A 15,645-nucleotide genomic window follows, 5' to 3' on the forward strand; every position below is an offset into this window, starting at 1 on the left:
GGCGACGGGTGAAATGCTGAAGCCCATGCTGATGCCCACGGACGATGCGGAGGATCGAGTGCTGGGCCGGGAACTGCTCGCGGCGGCGGCTGCAGAAGTGGCCGGATGGCCCTCCACCAGCAAGTCCCGGGCCCGTCAGGTGACCTGGGTGGCGGGGGAGTACGGCCGGGCCCTGGAGCGGCCGGAGCACCCGCTGGGCCAGGACGCGACGGCCGAGGACCTCTTCGCCCGCGAGCACGTCGAGACGTACCTGGAACTCGCCGGGGCGGGGGCACTGCGCCTGCGAGCGGCCCGCGATCCGAAGAAGGACTCGGGCCACAGCGCGAAGATCCGGCTGGAGGTCCTGCACCTGCTGGTGAAGGCGCTCGGGGCCGAGGCTGCGGCCGACCTGCCGCCGCAGCCCGACCCGCCGGACAAGGAACCCGTCGCCGAGCGGCCGCGTGCACTGCTGCGGGAACAGCTCCGCCGGCTCGCCGACGCCCCGGGCGCCGGCGCGGGCCGGATCCGCATGCTCGCGATCGGCGCGACCGTCTGCGACACCGGGGTCCGCGCCGGGGAGCAGTGCGCCTGCACGGTGGGGGACCTCTCGCCCACGATCGAGGAACTGCGGGTCGTACGCCGCCCCCAGGGCGCCGGTGAGCCGGAGGCCCATACGGAACTGCTGGCCCTGTCGGACCTGTCACGGGACGCGGTACGCCGCTGGCTGCCCGAGCGGCGGGCACTCATGGCACGGGTCGGCGGCACGGCCACCGCGCTGTGGGTGTCCCTGCACGGCAACCACCGCGACGGGCAGCGGGTCCCCGCCGGTACGCCGCTCCAGCCGAGGGGCCTCGCGCGTGCCTGGACCCGAGCGGTGGCCGAGACCAACGAGGCGATGGCCGGGGAGCCGGGATGGGAGCCGCTACCGACGCGCATGGAACGGCTCCGGCGCGGGGTGGTCCCCGAGGCGACCGCGGCCGCGATGCAACCGGACGCGGAGAAGGCCGCAGCGCTCTTGGACCTCGTCGCCACCCGGGCGGCGGCGCTGTCGGCGCTGCGGATCGGCCAGGAGGGCACCGCGGGGGAGCGGGCCGCGCGCGTCGCGCTCCGTCAGGCGGTGCGCGACGCGTGGGCCGAGGGTGTCGAGCACGGGGTGCAGCTGGCCGTCCTGGCCGATGCGGGCCTGACCGACAACGCCTCGCTCGCGGCCGCCGGATGGGAACCGGCGCTGCTCGCGGCCGTCGACCGGCAGGAGGGCTGGGGCCGCCCGTCGCCCACTGGATGAGCGTCGGCGGTGGTGCCGGCCGTGCCGGTGTATGAGCGGTGGCCCCTAACAGGCCCTTGCGCCTCGGCGCTCCTGCGCCCGGGCCCGGGCCCGGGTGCCGGCACCCACTTCCAGGGCCGGCCGGCACAAGGCCCGGGGGGGATGAGCGTTCAAACGTTCCCCGCGCAGCGGGTGACCGGCCCGCTCCGCGGCCCGCGACGGTGGGCGCTGCGCGCCCACCCAGAGAACAGCGGCCCGCTCCGCGGCCCGCCCCCAGCGCCCACCCCGCCGCTCCGCGGCGGGCACCCGGAGGCCGGCGCCGGACGCTGCGCGCCCTTGGCGTCGAAGGGGAGGGAAGCGGGCAGCCCGGCCGGGCGCGCCGGGTGAGGCTGCTCCGACCGGTGCCCTGCCCGCCGACTGCGGGGGCGCTCAGCTCCCGCAGCCGGCGGGCAGGGGCAATCAGGGTTGCGCGCACCGGGGAGTCGGGCAGCACGGCGGTGTGCCCGAAGTGCTGGCGAACTTCCGTTTCCGTGACGACGAGGTCATCGACTTCGACGTCGACCTACGGGAGTTGCAGGGTCAGGAGCGGCTCGACGCGTTCTGCGGGTTCCTGCGGGAGATCGGGCGTCGCCTGGGCAAGCCCGTCCTGATGGATCCGGAGGGTGACTCCGGGCATCCGGTGCTCGGGTTCGGTGCCGACGCGGATCGGGTCGTCCTTCTGGCCGAACCACGGGTGCGGTGAACCCCGCGCTCGGCGCTCAACTACGGCCCGGCGCGTGGCGGTAGGGGGAGAGGCGGCGGGTGTGCAGGGCGCGGCGGACGAAGTGGGCCGTCGTCAGGGAGACGCCGTACAGGCGGGCGATCTCCGGTGCGGAGGGGACGGGGGCGTGCAGGCGGGCGATTGCGTCGGCGATCGTCAAGTAGCGCGGGCCGGCGCCCTCGTGGGGCGTCCTGCGCGGGACGGCGGGCCGCCGGGGGACGGGGGGTGTGGGCATGGTCCTCCTCCGGGGCTCGCTGGGCGTGCGTCATTGCGGCTGCGACGTTCTTATCCACTCGCAGCCTTCCGTTGGGCGTGCGGCGGTCGACAGGGTCTTTGGTCCTGTATGGGCGGGCCGAACGGTCCTCCGGGCGCAGGTCGGCCGGAAGTGCAGACATCGTGTGTGCGGGCAAGGGCCGTTGGGCCCGTGCCCTGGGATTTCGTAGGTCCTCATTCCTCTGGCCGATATTGGCTGTGTGATTCGTTGTGAACGGGAGGCTCCCAGGCTCATCAGTTCCTCCGAAACACCTGCTCTGACCAGGGGTGTCATACCCTTCGTTCGTGTCCTACGGGTGCTGTGGCGTACTTAAGGAGTGCTGTTATCGTCCTGTTTGACATTCCCGCGTCACTCGAACATCCGTGGACATTCGCCCGCTCCGGGGCGTCGAAAGTCCCGGAATCGGGCCGCGGCCGGCGATCGTTGCCCCGAGGGTGCTCTTGTGACAGGAGAGTGCCGGGGGCGGCGTCAGACACTCAAGGGCGCCCGTGAAGATCATTGCTGTTGCGACGCAGAAGGGAGGCGTCGGCAAGACCAGTTCCACCGTCAACATCGGTGCGGCCCTGGCCCTGGCGGGGCAGCGCGTGCTCATCGTGGACCTCGACCCCCAGGCCCAGGCCGGCACGGCCCTGGGCCTCAACCTCTCCAGCGAGGACCAACTGGCGCGCTCCCTCGGCTGGGTCATCCAGGGACGGCTCCAGGGCATGCGGATGGACCTGGCGTCGATCTGGTTCGACCGCAGCGAACTCGTCGCCGAGTTCGACGGCGCCGGTTCCGTGCACCTGCTCGCCTGCGAGGAGTCGACGATGACGGCTGCTCAGGACCTGATCCACAAGAAGGGCTACCAGGCCACCCCGGTGCTGCGGCGGATGCTGCTGGAGGTGGCCTCCGAGTTCGATTTCGTGGTCATCGACACCCCGCCGGCCGTGTCCTCGATGTCGGCCACCGCGCTCGCGGCCGCCGACCACGTACTGACCGTGTGCGTGCCGGAGTACCCCTCGCTGAAGGGGGCGGCCGCGACGCGCGGCACCGTGCGGTACGTCAAGGACCGCACGGGCGGAGAGTGCGACCCGCAGTACCTGGGTGCGATCGTCAACCGCTCCAATCCGCCGTCCAAGTGGCGCATGCAGGAGGTCAACATCCGCAACGGAATGCTCGACGCGGACCTCGCGCCCTTCCGGACCGACATACGCCTGGACAACCGCATCAGCGACTCGTTCGCCTTCGGGGTCCCGGCGGTCGTCCGCTTCGCCAGCCACGCCCCGGGGAAGATGTACGGCGACCTCATGTGCCAGGTGCTGACCCGGATGCGCCAGCCCCGCGACGCGTGGGAGACCCCCGCGCGCATCGAGGGCATCGAGAGCGAGGCCGCCGGTGTCTGAGGAACCCGAGCCGCAGCGGCCAGCGGCCAAGGAGGTCCGGCGCAAGACGCCGGCGCACTTCCGGATCGACGGATCCTCGCTGGTGGCGGATCTGTTGACCGGGGCGGAGGAGGTGGCCGACCGGTCGTTCCTCGGCGCGGGCGGTGGGCAGTCCGTCGGGCCCCGGCCGGAGGACTCGGACGGCCGAGCCGCGGATCGGGCACCGTCATCCGCCCCGGCACCCGGGCCTTCATCGGAACCGGCGCCCGCGTCAGCATCCGCGCCCGATCCTGCTTACTCCGGGGCCTGGGCCCACGCCGCGGTGCACGAGAGCTTCGCCGATGCCAGGCTCCGCTCCGCGAAGTGGAAGTCGTACGGGTTCCGGATCGCGCCGGAAGTGCTGACCCGGCTCAAGGCACGGGTGAACGCGGACCGCCGCGCGACCGGCAACGCCAACCTGGCGATCGGCCACTACGTCGACGCCGCGCTGCGGCACATGCCCCACGAGGTGTCCGAACTCATCACCATGGCCGAGGACTTCGGCGCCGGGCAGCTGTGGGACTCCGAGAAGACCCAGCCCTCCACCTACCGCGTGGGCGAGTCGGCGTACGGGCTCGCCGCGGGCCTGAAGATGATGCTCCAGGAGGCCGACTACGGGCGGCGCGGCACCCTCGTGGTCTCGGCGGGCGTGGAGGCGTTCCTCGACGCCCTGGAGGCCCAGGGGCCCCTGTCGAGGCCCGAGCGCCGCCGCCGCTGAATTCGCCTCCCGCCGACCGGCTGCAACGATGGATATCGCGACGGGTATCTCAATGGATATCTTGACGGGTATTGCGCTGCGACCAACGATGTTCCGGTCGATCTGTCGAGCTCGCTGTGTAATTGAATTCCGATCCTTGTAACACTAGAAAGTAGCTGCGGTAATCCCCGGAGAGTGCCCGCCAAAATGGCTGTCGGGCTCTAGTGACGCGAGATCCGTCCCCTTTTGCTGCGGTAATATGATCCGCGTATCGATCCGCAGACTTGTGACGGAGAAACCGCTCCATGTCCCTGCACACCGAGAAGAAACTCAGCACCAGCGCGGTCGCGGCCGCCGCCGGCCTCAGTGAGTCCTGGGCCTGGAAGGCCAGGGACCAGGGAGTGCTGAGCGAGCCCCACTTCGAAGAGGACATCGTCGCTCTTCGCGTCTACGCCTTCGTGTCCCAGATCGGCTGGCCCGGCACTCGTCGGCCGCGCAGCGCCCGTCAGGACCTTGAGCTCTGGCAGCAGTCGGCCGTGGAGGCCGCGCGCCAGGCGGCCACCGACGCGGGTACGACTCCGGACACCGCGCTGTGGGTGCTGGAGGACTCCGTCCACCTCATCACGACGCCCGACCAGCGGGCCGCGTTCGACCTGAAGTGCCTGGGCGGACGGGTCGCGTTCCGCATCCCGGTCGGCCTGTGGATCTCGGAACTGCCCGATGCCGTGGCCATGTTGTCCGCCCGGCGGCGCCGCAGTGCGCGCAAGCCCGGCGGTATGCCATCCCGGGGCGCCCTGCAACGAGAGGTCGGGATGACATAGGCCAGGCGGCGGCAAGGCCGCCGGGGAGATGCCGCGGGCCGGGGTGATTCGCACTCACCTCGCGCGGCGACCCCCTGACACCGGAGGGGTCCAGCCCTCCGAGGGGAACGGTCCGACCGGCTGACCGCCGGATGCGGGCTGCTCCGCCATGCCCTCGTTCACGCAGAAGGCCTCGTCATTTTGCACTACATCCATGCCTTTTTCCAGTTTGACTGCCTATGGTCAACCCCGTTGCGTGCGCCCGCACCCGGGCGGTGCCGCCGGTGAACGCGGTCGAGGAGCTGTGGGTCCCCGAGCCGCGGCAATGGCTGTCGGAGACCGCCGGCCGGACCGCTCCCGACGGCTACTCCTGGCTCCAGGCCGTGCACTGGGCCGCCGACTCCGGGCTCTACCGGCCCCGCCGTGCGCACGGCCCGCGCTTCGGCGAGACCACGGTGCGGATCGCCCGCGAGCTGAGCCGGCTGTCGCCCTGCCGCCCCGGTGTGGCCCATCTGGAGCGCGTGCTCGGGGTGAGCGAGCGGACCGTCCAGTACCACTTGCAGATGCTCCGTCAGGCCGGGCTGCTCGCCTACGTCCGGCGCGGCAGCCGTGTACGAGGGGTGGGGGCACGGGCCAGCGAGTTCGCCCGGATGATCCCGGAGGGCTTCGACCGGGCGCTGGGGATCCGTACGGCCGGGGAGGGCGTCCGGCGCCGGATGGTGGGGATCGACGGACACGGGCCCGGGCGGGAGCGGATCGCCGTCCTCGCGCGGAAGGCGGCGCGCACGCTCGGCCGCCGGGGCGGCGGGCGTCGTGGCCCGGCGCGGCGCCAGGACGCCCGCCGCCCCCGAGGGGATGTCCGTTGCACCCCAATGTGGGTGGCTTCCTCTCGTCCTTCCGGTGCGGGTGGTTCTCTCCTTCCCCCTGAGGCCGAGCTCGCGGGCGGGAAGCGGATCGGCAAGCGGGGTTCGGGGCGCGGCGGCAGGCTCAACGTCGTGGGGCGCAGGCACCAGCTGGCCGGAGAGCTCATCCGTGAGGTCGGCTGGCTCGGCCGCTGCCAGGTGCCCCGGATCGCCTGGATCGTGCGCCACGTCGCCGACGCGGGGTGGACGGCTGCCGAGGTGCGGGCCTGGCTGCACCTGCGCGGTGAGGCGGATGCCGTACGGCGGCCCTCCGGGCTGCTGGCGACGCTCCTGGCCGGAGCCGAGCGGCTGTTGGACACGCCGGCCAAGCGCGCGGACGCCGTGACGGCCTGGCGGGACTCGCCCGCAGCGGCCCGGCGCCGCCACGGGTCGTGGGCGCCCGCGCCCTGCGGGCCGCGCGGGCTCGCTGTGCGCCGCCTGGTGGCCGCGGCCCGGAACGCTCGGACGGTGGGTGCCGCGGAGTGCGGCGCTGTGGTGGCGGCGCCCGTCGCGGGCACGTTGACAACGCTGTCAGACGCCGACCGCACAGCCCTGCGGGAGACCGCCCGGGGCGAGTTCCTGCGCGGCGAGACCACCCTGATCGCCTCGGCCGTACGGGCCTGGGGGCGGGCGGCGGCCGAGGAGTTCTACGGCGCGGAGCTCGTGCACCGCGCGGCCCGGCTCGCCTCCGGAACCGCGCTGATGGCGGTGGGCAGCCGTGCCTGACGGCGGCCGGGACCTCGCCCGGGTCGTCCTCCAGGCGGCCCGCGCGGCCGCCCGGGCCGGGCGTGACCCCGAGTCGGCCGCCCGCGGTGCAAGGGCGCCCGGCCCGGCGGTGCCCGGCGGCCGGGACCCGCACGAACTGGGGCTGGTCGTCGCCGTCGTGGTCGCGGAACGGGCCTGGGACACCGCGCTGCCCTCGGACGGGGTGCTCGAACGGTGGCCCGCGGTCGTCCCGGAGCTGGCCGGACACGTGCGGGCGGTGGCCTTCGTCGAGGCCGAGGGCCGGCTCGACCTGCTGCCCGACTCCCGGGCGTACGCGGTCCAGCTGGGCCTGACCGGGGACCAACTGGCCGTCCGCCTCAACCGGACGCTGGGCGGAGAGGTGGTGCGGGCCATCCGCGTCCTGTCCCCGAGCCCCGAGGGCGTACGGATGCCCCCTGAGGGCGTACGGGCGCCCCCCGAGCCCGCCGGTCCGCCGGACCCCGCCCGGCCCGCCGGGCCCGCGCCCCGCTCGGCCGGGTACCTGCGGGCCCTTGAGGCCCACAGGGCCGCGCGCGCGGGGCGCCGCCCGGGCTGATGTCGCAGGGACCGGCTGAGCGACTCGCTCAGAGACCTTCGATCTGGATCCGGGGTGCCTGGTCGTGCCAGACGCAGAACACCGATATCTCCTGCGACCCCTTGGTGAAGGTCACCCGTATGTACGTGCTCTGGTGCCAGGTCTGCATCTGCCAGCCCGAGGCAGGCGTGGCCGAGACCAGCGAGGCCGAGCTCTCGCCCATCTCGAACACCACCCGGCCGCCCGGGACGCTGACGGGTTCGACCTTGCCCGTGGGCCGGTCCGGCGGGGGAGTGGTGTCCGGGACCGGCCTGCCCCCGCCCGCGGGCGTCCGCGGCGGCGAGGCGGGCGGGGTGTCGCCGCCCGGCGGACGGGTCTGCGGAGTGCCGGACGGCGCAGGAGGGGAGTGCCCGCCGGCGCCCGGGGACGGCGGCGGCGAGGAGACGGGCGGCGGCGGGCCGGAGGACTCCCCGTCCGACGGCGCCGGGGCGGGATCCTGCGAGCCGCCGAGCACGATCGCGCGCGGGGCGTCGCCGAGCGGGCCGGACATGACGCTGCGTACTCCCCACCAGGAGACGGCGACGGCGACTCCCATGGCCAGCAGCCAGACCGATCCGTGCATGAATCCTCGTCGCATTTTCCGGAGCCTATCCGCGAGGGTTCGCAGTCGGCAAAAGAGGATTCGGGAATTCGATCGGCCTCGGAGAATGCGGTACGGGAATGTCGCGTAGACTCCGGAGCATGGCAAGTGTGCTCGTAGTCGAAGATGATCCGGCAGTACGCTCGGCGCTCATTCGGCACCTTTCCGATGCGCGGCACACCGTCCGCAGTGTCGGCACGGCATTGGAAGCACTGCGGGAAGTTTCCTCGCAATACCTCGACGTCGTCATTCTGGATCTGGGCCTTCCCGACCTCGACGGATCGGAGGCCCTGAAGATGATGCGCGGCATCACCGACATCCCCGTGATCATCGCGACCGCGCGGGACGACGAGGCGGAGATCATCCGACTGCTCAACAGCGGTGCGGACGACTACCTCACCAAGCCGTTCTCCGTCGAGCAGCTTTCCGCCCGGCTCGCGGCGGTACTGCGCCGGTGCCGGCCGACAGCGGTCGGGCAGGGCGAGGACGGCACCGGGCTGATCCGGGTGGGCGAACTGCGCGTCGACCCGCTGCGCCGCAAGGCCGCCCTGGCCGGCACACCCCTGGAGCTCAGCCGCCGGGAGTTCGACCTGCTGGCCTTCCTTGCGCAGCGGCCGGGCGTGGTCGTCTCCCGCCGCGCACTGCTGTCGGAGGTGTGGCAGCAGGCGTACGGCGACGACCAGACGATCGACGTCCACCTGTCCTGGCTGCGCCGCAAACTCGGGGAGACGGCGGCCAGCCCGCGCTACCTGCACACCATCCGCGGAGTGGGCATCAAGCTGGAGGCACCCGCCCCGGACGGACCGTACGCGGTAACGGTGGCCCACAGCGCATGAGATGGGCGCTGGTCCGGGTGTGCCTGGCGGTGACCGTGATGGTCGTGGCGGCCTTCGCCGTGCCGCTGGGCGCCGCCGTGCAGCAGATGGCCAGGGACCGTGCGTTCACCGGTGCCGAGCGGCAGGCCGCCACGATCGGGCCGGTGCTGACGGTCACCACCGACCGCGGACAGGTGGAGAAGGCGGTCGCCTCCACGCAGCCGGGCGCCGAGTCCCGGATGGCCGTGCACATGCCCCGCGATCCGTACGGGGCGCCCGACAGCGGCTGGGACATCGGCGAGGGCCGGGCTCCCGCCTCCGACGTGGCCGCGGTCCGCGACAACGGCCAGGTGTCCCGGGCCGCCGTGCGGGGCGGCTGGGTGGTCCTGCAGCCGACGGCCCTCGGGGCCGGCCGGATGGCGGTCGTGGAGGTGTTCGTGCCGCAGGACGCGGTCGGCGAAGGAGTCGCTACCGCCTGGCTGGTGCTCGGCGCGGTGGCGGCCGCCCTGCTGCTCGGCTCTGTCGCCGTCGCCGACCGCCTCGGCGTACGGGTGGTCCGGCCCGCCGAGCGCCTGGCGCGGGCGGCGCACGAGCTGGGCGAGGGCAGACTCGCCGCACGGGTCGTGGCGGGCGGCCCGGCGGAACTACGGGCGGCCGGGGTGGCGTTCAACTCGATGGCCGACCAGGTCGTCGCGCTGCTGGAGGCCGAGCGCGAACTCGCGGCGGACCTCTCGCACCGGCTGCGCACCCCGCTGACCGTACTGCGGCTCAACGCCGCCTCCCTCGGCGACGGGCAGGCCGCAGAGCAGACCCGGGCGGCGGTGGAGCAACTGGAACGCGAGGTCGACACCATCATTCGCACCGCGCGCGAGCAGCGACCTCGGACCAGTGCCGCGCAGGGCGGGGAGATCCCGGGCTGCGACGCGGTGGAAGTCATCCGGGAGCGGATGGAGTTCTGGTCGGCCCTGGCCGAGGACGAGGGCCGCGAGGCGCGTCTGGCGGGTGTGGCTGAGCCGGTGCGCCTGCCGGTGGCGCGCGCCGAGCTGACGGCCTGCCTCGACGCGATGCTCGGCAACGTCTTCCGCCACACCCCGCTGGGCGCGGCCTTCGCGGTGGACGTGCACCGCGGGGAGGACGCCGTCATCGTCATGGTCTCGGACGCGGGCGGGGGGATCGCCGAGCCGGACGCGGCGCTGAGCCGCGGCAACGACGGGGAGCGGCAGGGCTCCACGGGACTGGGCCTGGACATCGTGCGCCGGCTCGCGGAGTCCACCGGCGGCGACGTCAGCGTCGGCCGCTCGGTGCTGGGCGGCGCGGAGATCCGGGTCCGCTTCCTGCGCGATGCGCGCCAGGCGGATGCGCGTGCGCAGGGCCGTGCGCGAGGCCGGCGCCGTGCCGGGGCGCAGTCCCCGCCCTCGGCCGGGGCGCCGTCGAAGGGAGCCGCGGCCCGCGCGCACCGTGCCCGGTCGGGCGCGGGCGAGGAGCCGGCCTCCGTGGCCGGTTCCGCAGGTGCCACTGCCTCCGGTTCCCCGGGCGCCTCCGGTTCGGCGGCCCGGCGCGGGCGTCGGCGGGCCGCCCGGCCCTGACCGGTCAGGCCGAGGTGTCGGCACCGCGGTTGCCGGGGGCAGCGGGCGCGCCGGGTGCGGCCGGGGCCGGGTGGCCGACCAGGCCCAGGGTGTACGCCACGACCGCGGCCTGCGTGCGGTTGCCCAGTTCCAGTTTGGCCAGGGTGCGCGAGACGTAGGTCTTCACGCTCGCGCCCGCCAGGTGGAGTTCCCGGGCGATCTGCTCGTTCGTCATTCCCATGCCGATGAGCCGGAGCACCTTGTGCTCGCTCTCGCTCAGCGCCGCGACCTTCGCATCGACCCCGTTGACCTGTACCGGCATCCGGCGGGCTGCCTGGCGGACCAGGTTGCGCAGGAGTTCGGGGGCGAAGACCCGACCGCCGGAGGCGATGACGTGCAGTGCGGAGAAGAGTTCCTCGCAGCGCAGGTCCTTGAGGAGGAATCCGCTGGCCCCCGCGTCGAGCGCCTCGAGGACCTGGCTGTCGCTGTTGTAGGTGCTGAGCACCAGGACCTTGGGCGGATCGGGGAGCTCCACCAGCTTGCGGGTGGCGCACACGCCGTCCAGGTTGGGCATGCGCAGGTCCATCAGGGCGATGTCCGGGCGGTGCAGTTTGGCCTGGATGATGGCGTCGGCGCCGTCGACGGCCTCGCCGACCACTTCGAAGTCGTCCGAGGACTCGATCATCATCCGAAGACCCGACCGTATGATCGCCTGATCGTCGACGATGATCACTCGAATGGTCACAGTGCCGGTTCCTTCAACTCGTGCTGGGGCAGCGGAATGACGGCCCGCACCTCGTAGCCCCCGCCCGGCACCGGTCCGGCCAGGAAGCGGCCGCCGGCCGCGGTGAGCGCCCTGCGCAGCCCCGCGTGGCCCAGGCCGCCGGAGTCGTGGGTGAGCGGCCGCTGGAGCGGGCGGCCGTTGCGGACGACAAGATTCACCGTACCGTGCCCGTACTCCAGAGCGATCCGGACGGCGGCGCCCGGAGCGTACTTGGCCGCGTTGGTCAGCGACTCGCGGCTGACCCGGTACAGCAGCCCCTCGCCGGCCGGGCCGATGTCGCACGGGGTGCCGCCGACCTCGTACCGCGCGTCCATTCCGATCGCCCGCATGTTGCGGGCCAGTCCCTCCAGGAACTCGTGGCAGCTCAGGCGCCCGCCGAGCGGTTCCTCCTCGTCGTCACCCTCGCGCAGCACGCCGATGACGCCGCGGAGTTCCTGCATGACGGTGATCGCGGCCTCCTGGATCTCCTCGAAGTCCCGGGCGACCTCGGGGGGCAGGCCCTTGCGCCGCTGGGCGGCCCCGGCCCGCAGCACCAGGTACGTGGTGTGGTGGCCGACGGTGTCGTGGATCTCGAAGGCGAGCCGGGTGCGCTTCTCCATGATCGCGAACCGTGCCGCGTGGTCGGTGGCGGCCTCCGCCCGCGCGAGGCGCTCGCGCAACTGCTCCCTCAGTCCGCGCTGGCGCCGTACGAAGGCACCGTAGAAGGCGGGCGCGACGAGGTTCAGGACCGCGCCGTAGACCCGCCAGTTCGGGTCGTCGATCAGCCCGCCGGTCAGCGACCGCGTGCCCAGGAACGCCAGCGTCGCGGCGCCAACCACCAGCGCGCGGTGGCGCCGCCCGTACAGGCCCACCGCGTACGAGGCGGCGATCATCGCGGTGCCCTCGTCGGAGGCCAGCGTCGCACCGAACGCGACGGCCACGCAGAGCTCGGGACGGGTGCGCCGCCACATCAGAGCGCCCGCGGCGATCAGTGCGCACAGGCCGCTGACCGGGTAGCTGTGGAACAGGCCGGTGCGGTAGACGGTGGACAGGGCGATCAGGGAAGCCGCGGCGACCAGGGCGACCAGCGCGGCGTCCATGACGCGCTCCCGGTGCACGGAGGGCGCGTCGCAGACCGTCAGGTAGCGCAGCCTGCGCCTGATGAGCCTGTAGGTGTGGGCCGGCATGGGGGTCACTCCGCGTGGACGGTGGCGGGCCCGCTCACCACGAGGTCCGCCGGGAGGGCCACGACGACGGTGGTGCCGTGCGGCGAGGAGTCGAGGTAGACGCGGGCTCCGTGCAGGGCGGCCAGGCAGTTGACCACGTACAGGCCGGAGCAGTCCGAGCGGACCCAGTCCACGGGCAGCTCGCTCTGCAGGGCGACGTTGAGGGTGTCGAGCTGGCCGCCCGGGATGCCCGCCCCGAAGTCGCGTACGCGGACGACGACCCCGCCGTCGGCCGCCGGCTCGGCGGACAGGTCCACGGAGCGGTCGGGCGGCGAGAACTTCAGGGCGTTCTCGATCAGCTCGGCCATCATGTGCGTCAGGCCGTGCACCGCCCGCGCCCGTACGAACACCTCCGGGACCGCCGGGTCGACGTCGGCCCGGGTGTAGTCCTCGACCTCGGCGGCCGCCGCGCGCAGGACGTCCACGAGCGGGGCGTCCTCCCGGTACATCCGCCCCGGATCCTCGCCCGCCAGGGCCAGTACGGTCTCGCCGTGGCGGCGCATCCGGGTGGCGAGGTGGTCCAGGTGGAACAGCGCCTCCAGGGCGCGGGGCTCGTGCTCGGACATCTGCAGCCACGACAGCACGTCCAGCTGCCGGTGGACCAGGACATGGCCGCGGCGGGACATCGACGCCAGCTTGGCGTGGACGGCGGCGCGCAGGACCGCCTGCTGCGAGGTCTGGTGGACGGCCTCCTTGACGACGGAGTCGAAGGCGCGGGCCAGGTCGCCGACCTCGTCGCGCGCACCGAGGTCGACGGGGGCGAAGTCCAGGGTCAGCCGGGCCGGGTCATGGGTGCTCGCCATGCGGCGGCCCAGTACGGGCAGTTCGTTCTGGGCCTTGAGGGCGGCCCGGCGCAGCCGGTGCAGGCGCCGTACGAGCCGCCGTGCCGCCAGTGCGGCGACCACCGCACACACCACGAGCGCGGCGAGGACCGCGGTGATCCGCGTGACGAGTGCGCTGCGGGCGTCCGCGTGCGCGGCGGCGGCAGCGCGCAGCGCCTCGTTGAGGAGTCCGGCCTCGATCCCGTGCATCCGGTCCAGGACGCGGGAGCTGCACGGCACCCAGTCGGCGGGTGCCGGGCGGTGGCCGGCCAGTGCGCCCGCGACGGGGCCGGCCACACAGCCGTCGTCCACGGCCGTGTCCGCGCCCGGGTCCGAATCGGCGGCCGCCGCGCGGTACTCGCCGAGCATGTGCCGCCGCACTCCCTCCTGACCGGTGAGGAAAGCCTTCTCCTCGTCGGTGAGCGAGGCAGTCGTCAGCGGGGAGTTGAGCAGCGAGCGCTGCGCCGACAGGGCCGAGCTGCCGGCGGCCAGGCTGTACGGGGCCCAGGACGCGCCGGAACCGCGTGCGCCCGGCCCGTCGGCCGGCACCAGCACGTCGACGGCCTCGATCACCGACGCGTACGCCTCGATCGCGGGCAGCAGCGCGGAACGCCGGGTCATGTCGCCGCCGCGCGCCTTCGGCAACCCCTCCAGTGCCTGACCGGCCCGCTCCAGCCGGCCCGCCAGGCGCGGGTCGGCGGCGCTGCGGGCGGCAGCCGTGCGGAAGTCGGCGAGGGCCGCGTCGGTGGCCGCCCGCCGTTTGCCCACGTCCTCGGTGGCCTTGCCGCCGGCCAGGGAGTAGGCGTCCCGCTCGTTCTCCAGGGCGCGCGCGAGACCGGCGGCCGCCACCGAGAGCAGCGCGTGCTGCTCGGCGGTGGCCGCCGCGGCGACCCGCGCCCGGCCGTCCTGCGCCTGCGGGAGGGCGAGCGCGAGGGCGAGGGTGACGGGCAGGGCCAGTACGAGGGCCAGTTGGGTGCCCAGTCGCCGCTGTCGCAGCCAGTTCATGCTCATGGGTGTGTCCGTGGGGTCATGGCGCCCGGGCTAGCCCGGCTGGAGGAAGAAGCGGCCGAGGTGCTCGCGGGTCTCGCCGTCGAGGAGGGCGGAGATCTCCGCGGCCAGCACGGCCGCGACGTACGTGATCTGGCCGGTGTCCGTACCGGAGTCGGCGAGCAGCACCAGGCCGGTGCGGTCGTCCACGGGCGCCATGCACAGGTGGTGGCGCTGCATGGTGACGACGGCGGCGCCCAGCCCGCCGCTGTCGTACGCCTGGGCGGCGGCCTTGGTCAGCGACATCAGGCTGGACGACAGGGCGGCGAGCCGCTCGGCGTCGTCCTTCGGGGCGGCGGCGTCCGTGCACAGCACCAGGCCGCCGGCCGACAGCAGCACGGCGCGGTGGATGCCGGGGGTCGCGGCGCAGCGGTCCTGGATGGCGCGGGCGATGTCCGCGGCCCGGTGCGCGGCCGGCTGCACGGCCGGCGGGATCGGCGGGGCCGGCGGGGCTTGAGTGGGGTCCATGGGGAGTCCCTCCGGGTCGGGTGTCGGGGGTCGGGTCACAGGGCGGCGGTCGCGGTCATGCGGCCCGCGGGCGCGGCGAGCCGGCGCTCCAGGGCGTGCTCGACCATCCGGATCAGCACCTCCCGCACCGCGCCCCGCTGCCGGGCGTCGGTGAGGACCACGGGCACGTCGTCGCCGATCCGCAGCGCGCTGCGGACCTGGTCCGGGCTGAACGGCTGGCGCCCGTCGAACGCGTTGAGCGCGACGACGAACGGGACGCCGCACTCCTCGAAGTAGTCGACCGCCGGGAAGGAGTCCGCCAGGCGGCGGCTGTCCGCCAGGACGACCGCCCCGATCGAGCCGGTGACCACGTCGTCCCACAGGAACCAGAACCGGTCCTGTCCGGGCGTGCCGAAGAGGTAGAGGACGAGGGAGTCCTCCAGGGTGACCCGGCCGAAGTCCACGGCCACGGTGGTGGTCCGCTTGGCGGGCACCCGGGCGGTGTCGTCCATGTCCTGGGCGGCCGTCGTCATCACGGCCTCGGTGCGCAGCGGCGGGATCTCGGAGATGCTGCCGATGAGCGTGGTCTTGCCCACCCCGAAGCCGCCCGCCACGACGATCTTGGCGGAGGACGGCCCGGCGGGGACGGCCCCGCGGCTTCCGGTGGCGAGGACGGGCGGTGGCTCAGATGCTGTGAAGTCCACTGAGGACCCTTTCCATCAACGCGGTGGTCGGCTGTTCGCCGGCGGGATCTATGACCGAGACCAGACCCGTCCCGCACAGGTCCGACAGGAGGATGCGGGCCACCCCGAGCGGCACTTGCAGCCGCGCCGACACCTCGGCGACCGAGGTGGGCCGGGCACACAGGGCCAGGATCCGGTCGTGCTCGGGCTGTCCTGTGCCGGCCTGCGGGCGGCGGCCGGTGACGACCAGGGCCTCCAGGGGGAGTTCCATGCGGATCACGGT

At 73.7% G+C, this 15,645-nt stretch carries 16 protein-coding genes and 1 pseudogene; 9 read left to right on the forward strand and 8 right to left on the reverse strand.

Features of this window, described 5'->3' with window-relative positions; all coding sequences use genetic code 11:
- The first annotated feature begins 25 nt into the window (after positions 1-25).
- Together AB0M99_RS22430 and AB0M99_RS22435 are read left to right on the forward strand one after the other, a co-directional pair.
- Positions 26-1,264 (forward strand): hypothetical protein, encoded by a 1,239-nt coding sequence (locus tag AB0M99_RS22430; protein ID WP_365923032.1) that lies wholly within the window; start codon positions 26-28, stop codon positions 1,262-1,264.
- 484 nt (positions 1,265-1,748) lie between these two features.
- Positions 1,749-1,985, forward strand: a pseudogene (locus AB0M99_RS22435) (hypothetical protein); the annotation flags it as partial.
- A gap of 16 nt (positions 1,986-2,001) precedes the next feature.
- On the opposite strand, the gene AB0M99_RS22440 reads toward AB0M99_RS22435, so the two are convergent.
- Positions 2,002-2,238, reverse strand: coding sequence for a hypothetical protein (locus tag AB0M99_RS22440; protein WP_365923034.1), 237 nt, complete (start codon positions 2,236-2,238; stop codon positions 2,002-2,004).
- 527 nt (positions 2,239-2,765) lie between these two features.
- On the opposite strand from AB0M99_RS22440, the gene AB0M99_RS22445 reads away from it, so the two are divergent.
- The 5 genes from AB0M99_RS22445 to AB0M99_RS22465 all read left to right on the forward strand — a co-directional run bounded on the left by AB0M99_RS22445 (position 2,766) and on the right by AB0M99_RS22465 (position 7,376).
- Positions 2,766-3,659, forward strand: coding sequence for a ParA family protein (locus AB0M99_RS22445; RefSeq protein ID WP_365923035.1), 894 nt, complete (start codon positions 2,766-2,768; stop codon positions 3,657-3,659).
- A 301-nt stretch (positions 3,660-3,960) separates the two neighbouring features.
- On the forward strand, positions 3,961-4,395 hold the full coding sequence (locus AB0M99_RS22450) for a hypothetical protein (protein ID WP_365923037.1): 435 nt from the start codon (positions 3,961-3,963) through the stop codon (positions 4,393-4,395).
- Between the two features lie 284 nt (positions 4,396-4,679).
- Entirely contained in the window at positions 4,680-5,195 is a 516-nt protein-coding gene (locus AB0M99_RS22455; protein ID WP_365923039.1) for a hypothetical protein, read from the forward strand.
- A 218-nt stretch (positions 5,196-5,413) separates the two neighbouring features.
- A complete protein-coding gene (locus AB0M99_RS22460; protein ID WP_365923041.1) occupies positions 5,414-6,802 on the forward strand; it encodes a helix-turn-helix domain-containing protein in 1,389 nt (462 codons plus the stop codon).
- Positions 6,795-7,376 carry a DciA family protein gene (locus tag AB0M99_RS22465; protein WP_365923043.1) on the forward strand — a complete coding sequence of 194 codons (582 nt, stop codon included), beginning with the start codon at positions 6,795-6,797 and terminating at the stop codon, positions 7,374-7,376. Before AB0M99_RS22460 ends, AB0M99_RS22465 begins: the two co-directional genes overlap by 8 nt.
- Positions 7,377-7,404: 28 nt before the next feature.
- Here the strand turns inward: AB0M99_RS22465 and AB0M99_RS22470 are convergent, their stop codons facing one another.
- On the reverse strand, positions 7,405-7,992 hold the full coding sequence (locus tag AB0M99_RS22470) for a hypothetical protein (protein WP_365923045.1): 588 nt from the start codon (positions 7,990-7,992) through the stop codon (positions 7,405-7,407).
- A gap of 56 nt (positions 7,993-8,048) precedes the next feature.
- Here AB0M99_RS22470 and AB0M99_RS22475 point away from each other — a divergent pair, with 56 nt between their 5' ends.
- Together AB0M99_RS22475 and AB0M99_RS22480 are read left to right on the forward strand one after the other, a co-directional pair.
- Entirely contained in the window at positions 8,049-8,831 is a 783-nt protein-coding gene (locus AB0M99_RS22475) for a response regulator transcription factor (RefSeq protein WP_365923116.1), read from the forward strand.
- The gene (locus AB0M99_RS22480; protein WP_365923047.1) at positions 8,828-10,396 is read left to right on the forward strand and encodes a HAMP domain-containing sensor histidine kinase; all 1,569 of its coding nucleotides are present in this window, start codon (positions 8,828-8,830) and stop codon (positions 10,394-10,396) included. Before AB0M99_RS22475 ends, AB0M99_RS22480 begins: the two co-directional genes overlap by 4 nt.
- A gap of 4 nt (positions 10,397-10,400) precedes the next feature.
- Here AB0M99_RS22480 and AB0M99_RS22485 read toward each other — a convergent pair whose 3' ends face one another.
- The 6 genes from AB0M99_RS22485 to AB0M99_RS22510 all read right to left on the reverse strand — a co-directional run bounded on the left by AB0M99_RS22485 (position 10,401) and on the right by AB0M99_RS22510 (position 15,633).
- A complete protein-coding gene (locus AB0M99_RS22485) occupies positions 10,401-11,120 on the reverse strand; it encodes a response regulator transcription factor (RefSeq protein ID WP_365923049.1) in 720 nt (239 codons plus the stop codon).
- Positions 11,117-12,325, reverse strand: coding sequence for a histidine kinase (locus tag AB0M99_RS22490; RefSeq protein ID WP_365923051.1), 1,209 nt, complete (start codon positions 12,323-12,325; stop codon positions 11,117-11,119). The genes AB0M99_RS22485 and AB0M99_RS22490 overlap by 4 nt, the downstream gene beginning before the upstream one ends.
- A gap of 5 nt (positions 12,326-12,330) precedes the next feature.
- On the reverse strand, positions 12,331-14,196 hold the full coding sequence (locus tag AB0M99_RS22495) for a nitrate- and nitrite sensing domain-containing protein (RefSeq protein WP_365923053.1): 1,866 nt from the start codon (positions 14,194-14,196) through the stop codon (positions 12,331-12,333).
- Positions 14,197-14,226: 30 nt separating this feature from the next.
- Positions 14,227-14,700 (reverse strand): roadblock/LC7 domain-containing protein, encoded by a 474-nt coding sequence (locus AB0M99_RS22500; protein ID WP_365923055.1) that lies wholly within the window; start codon positions 14,698-14,700, stop codon positions 14,227-14,229.
- Between the two features lie 35 nt (positions 14,701-14,735).
- Entirely contained in the window at positions 14,736-15,299 is a 564-nt protein-coding gene (locus AB0M99_RS22505) for an ATP/GTP-binding protein (RefSeq protein ID WP_365923118.1), read from the reverse strand.
- A 64-nt stretch (positions 15,300-15,363) separates the two neighbouring features.
- On the reverse strand, positions 15,364-15,633 hold the full coding sequence (locus AB0M99_RS22510; RefSeq protein WP_365923057.1) for a DUF742 domain-containing protein: 270 nt from the start codon (positions 15,631-15,633) through the stop codon (positions 15,364-15,366).
- Positions 15,634-15,645 lie beyond the last annotated feature (12 nt).

It is taken from the genome of Streptomyces sp. NPDC051183, assembly GCF_040682455.1.
In the GTDB taxonomy this organism is placed as follows: Bacteria; Actinomycetota; Actinomycetes; order Streptomycetales; family Streptomycetaceae; genus Streptomyces.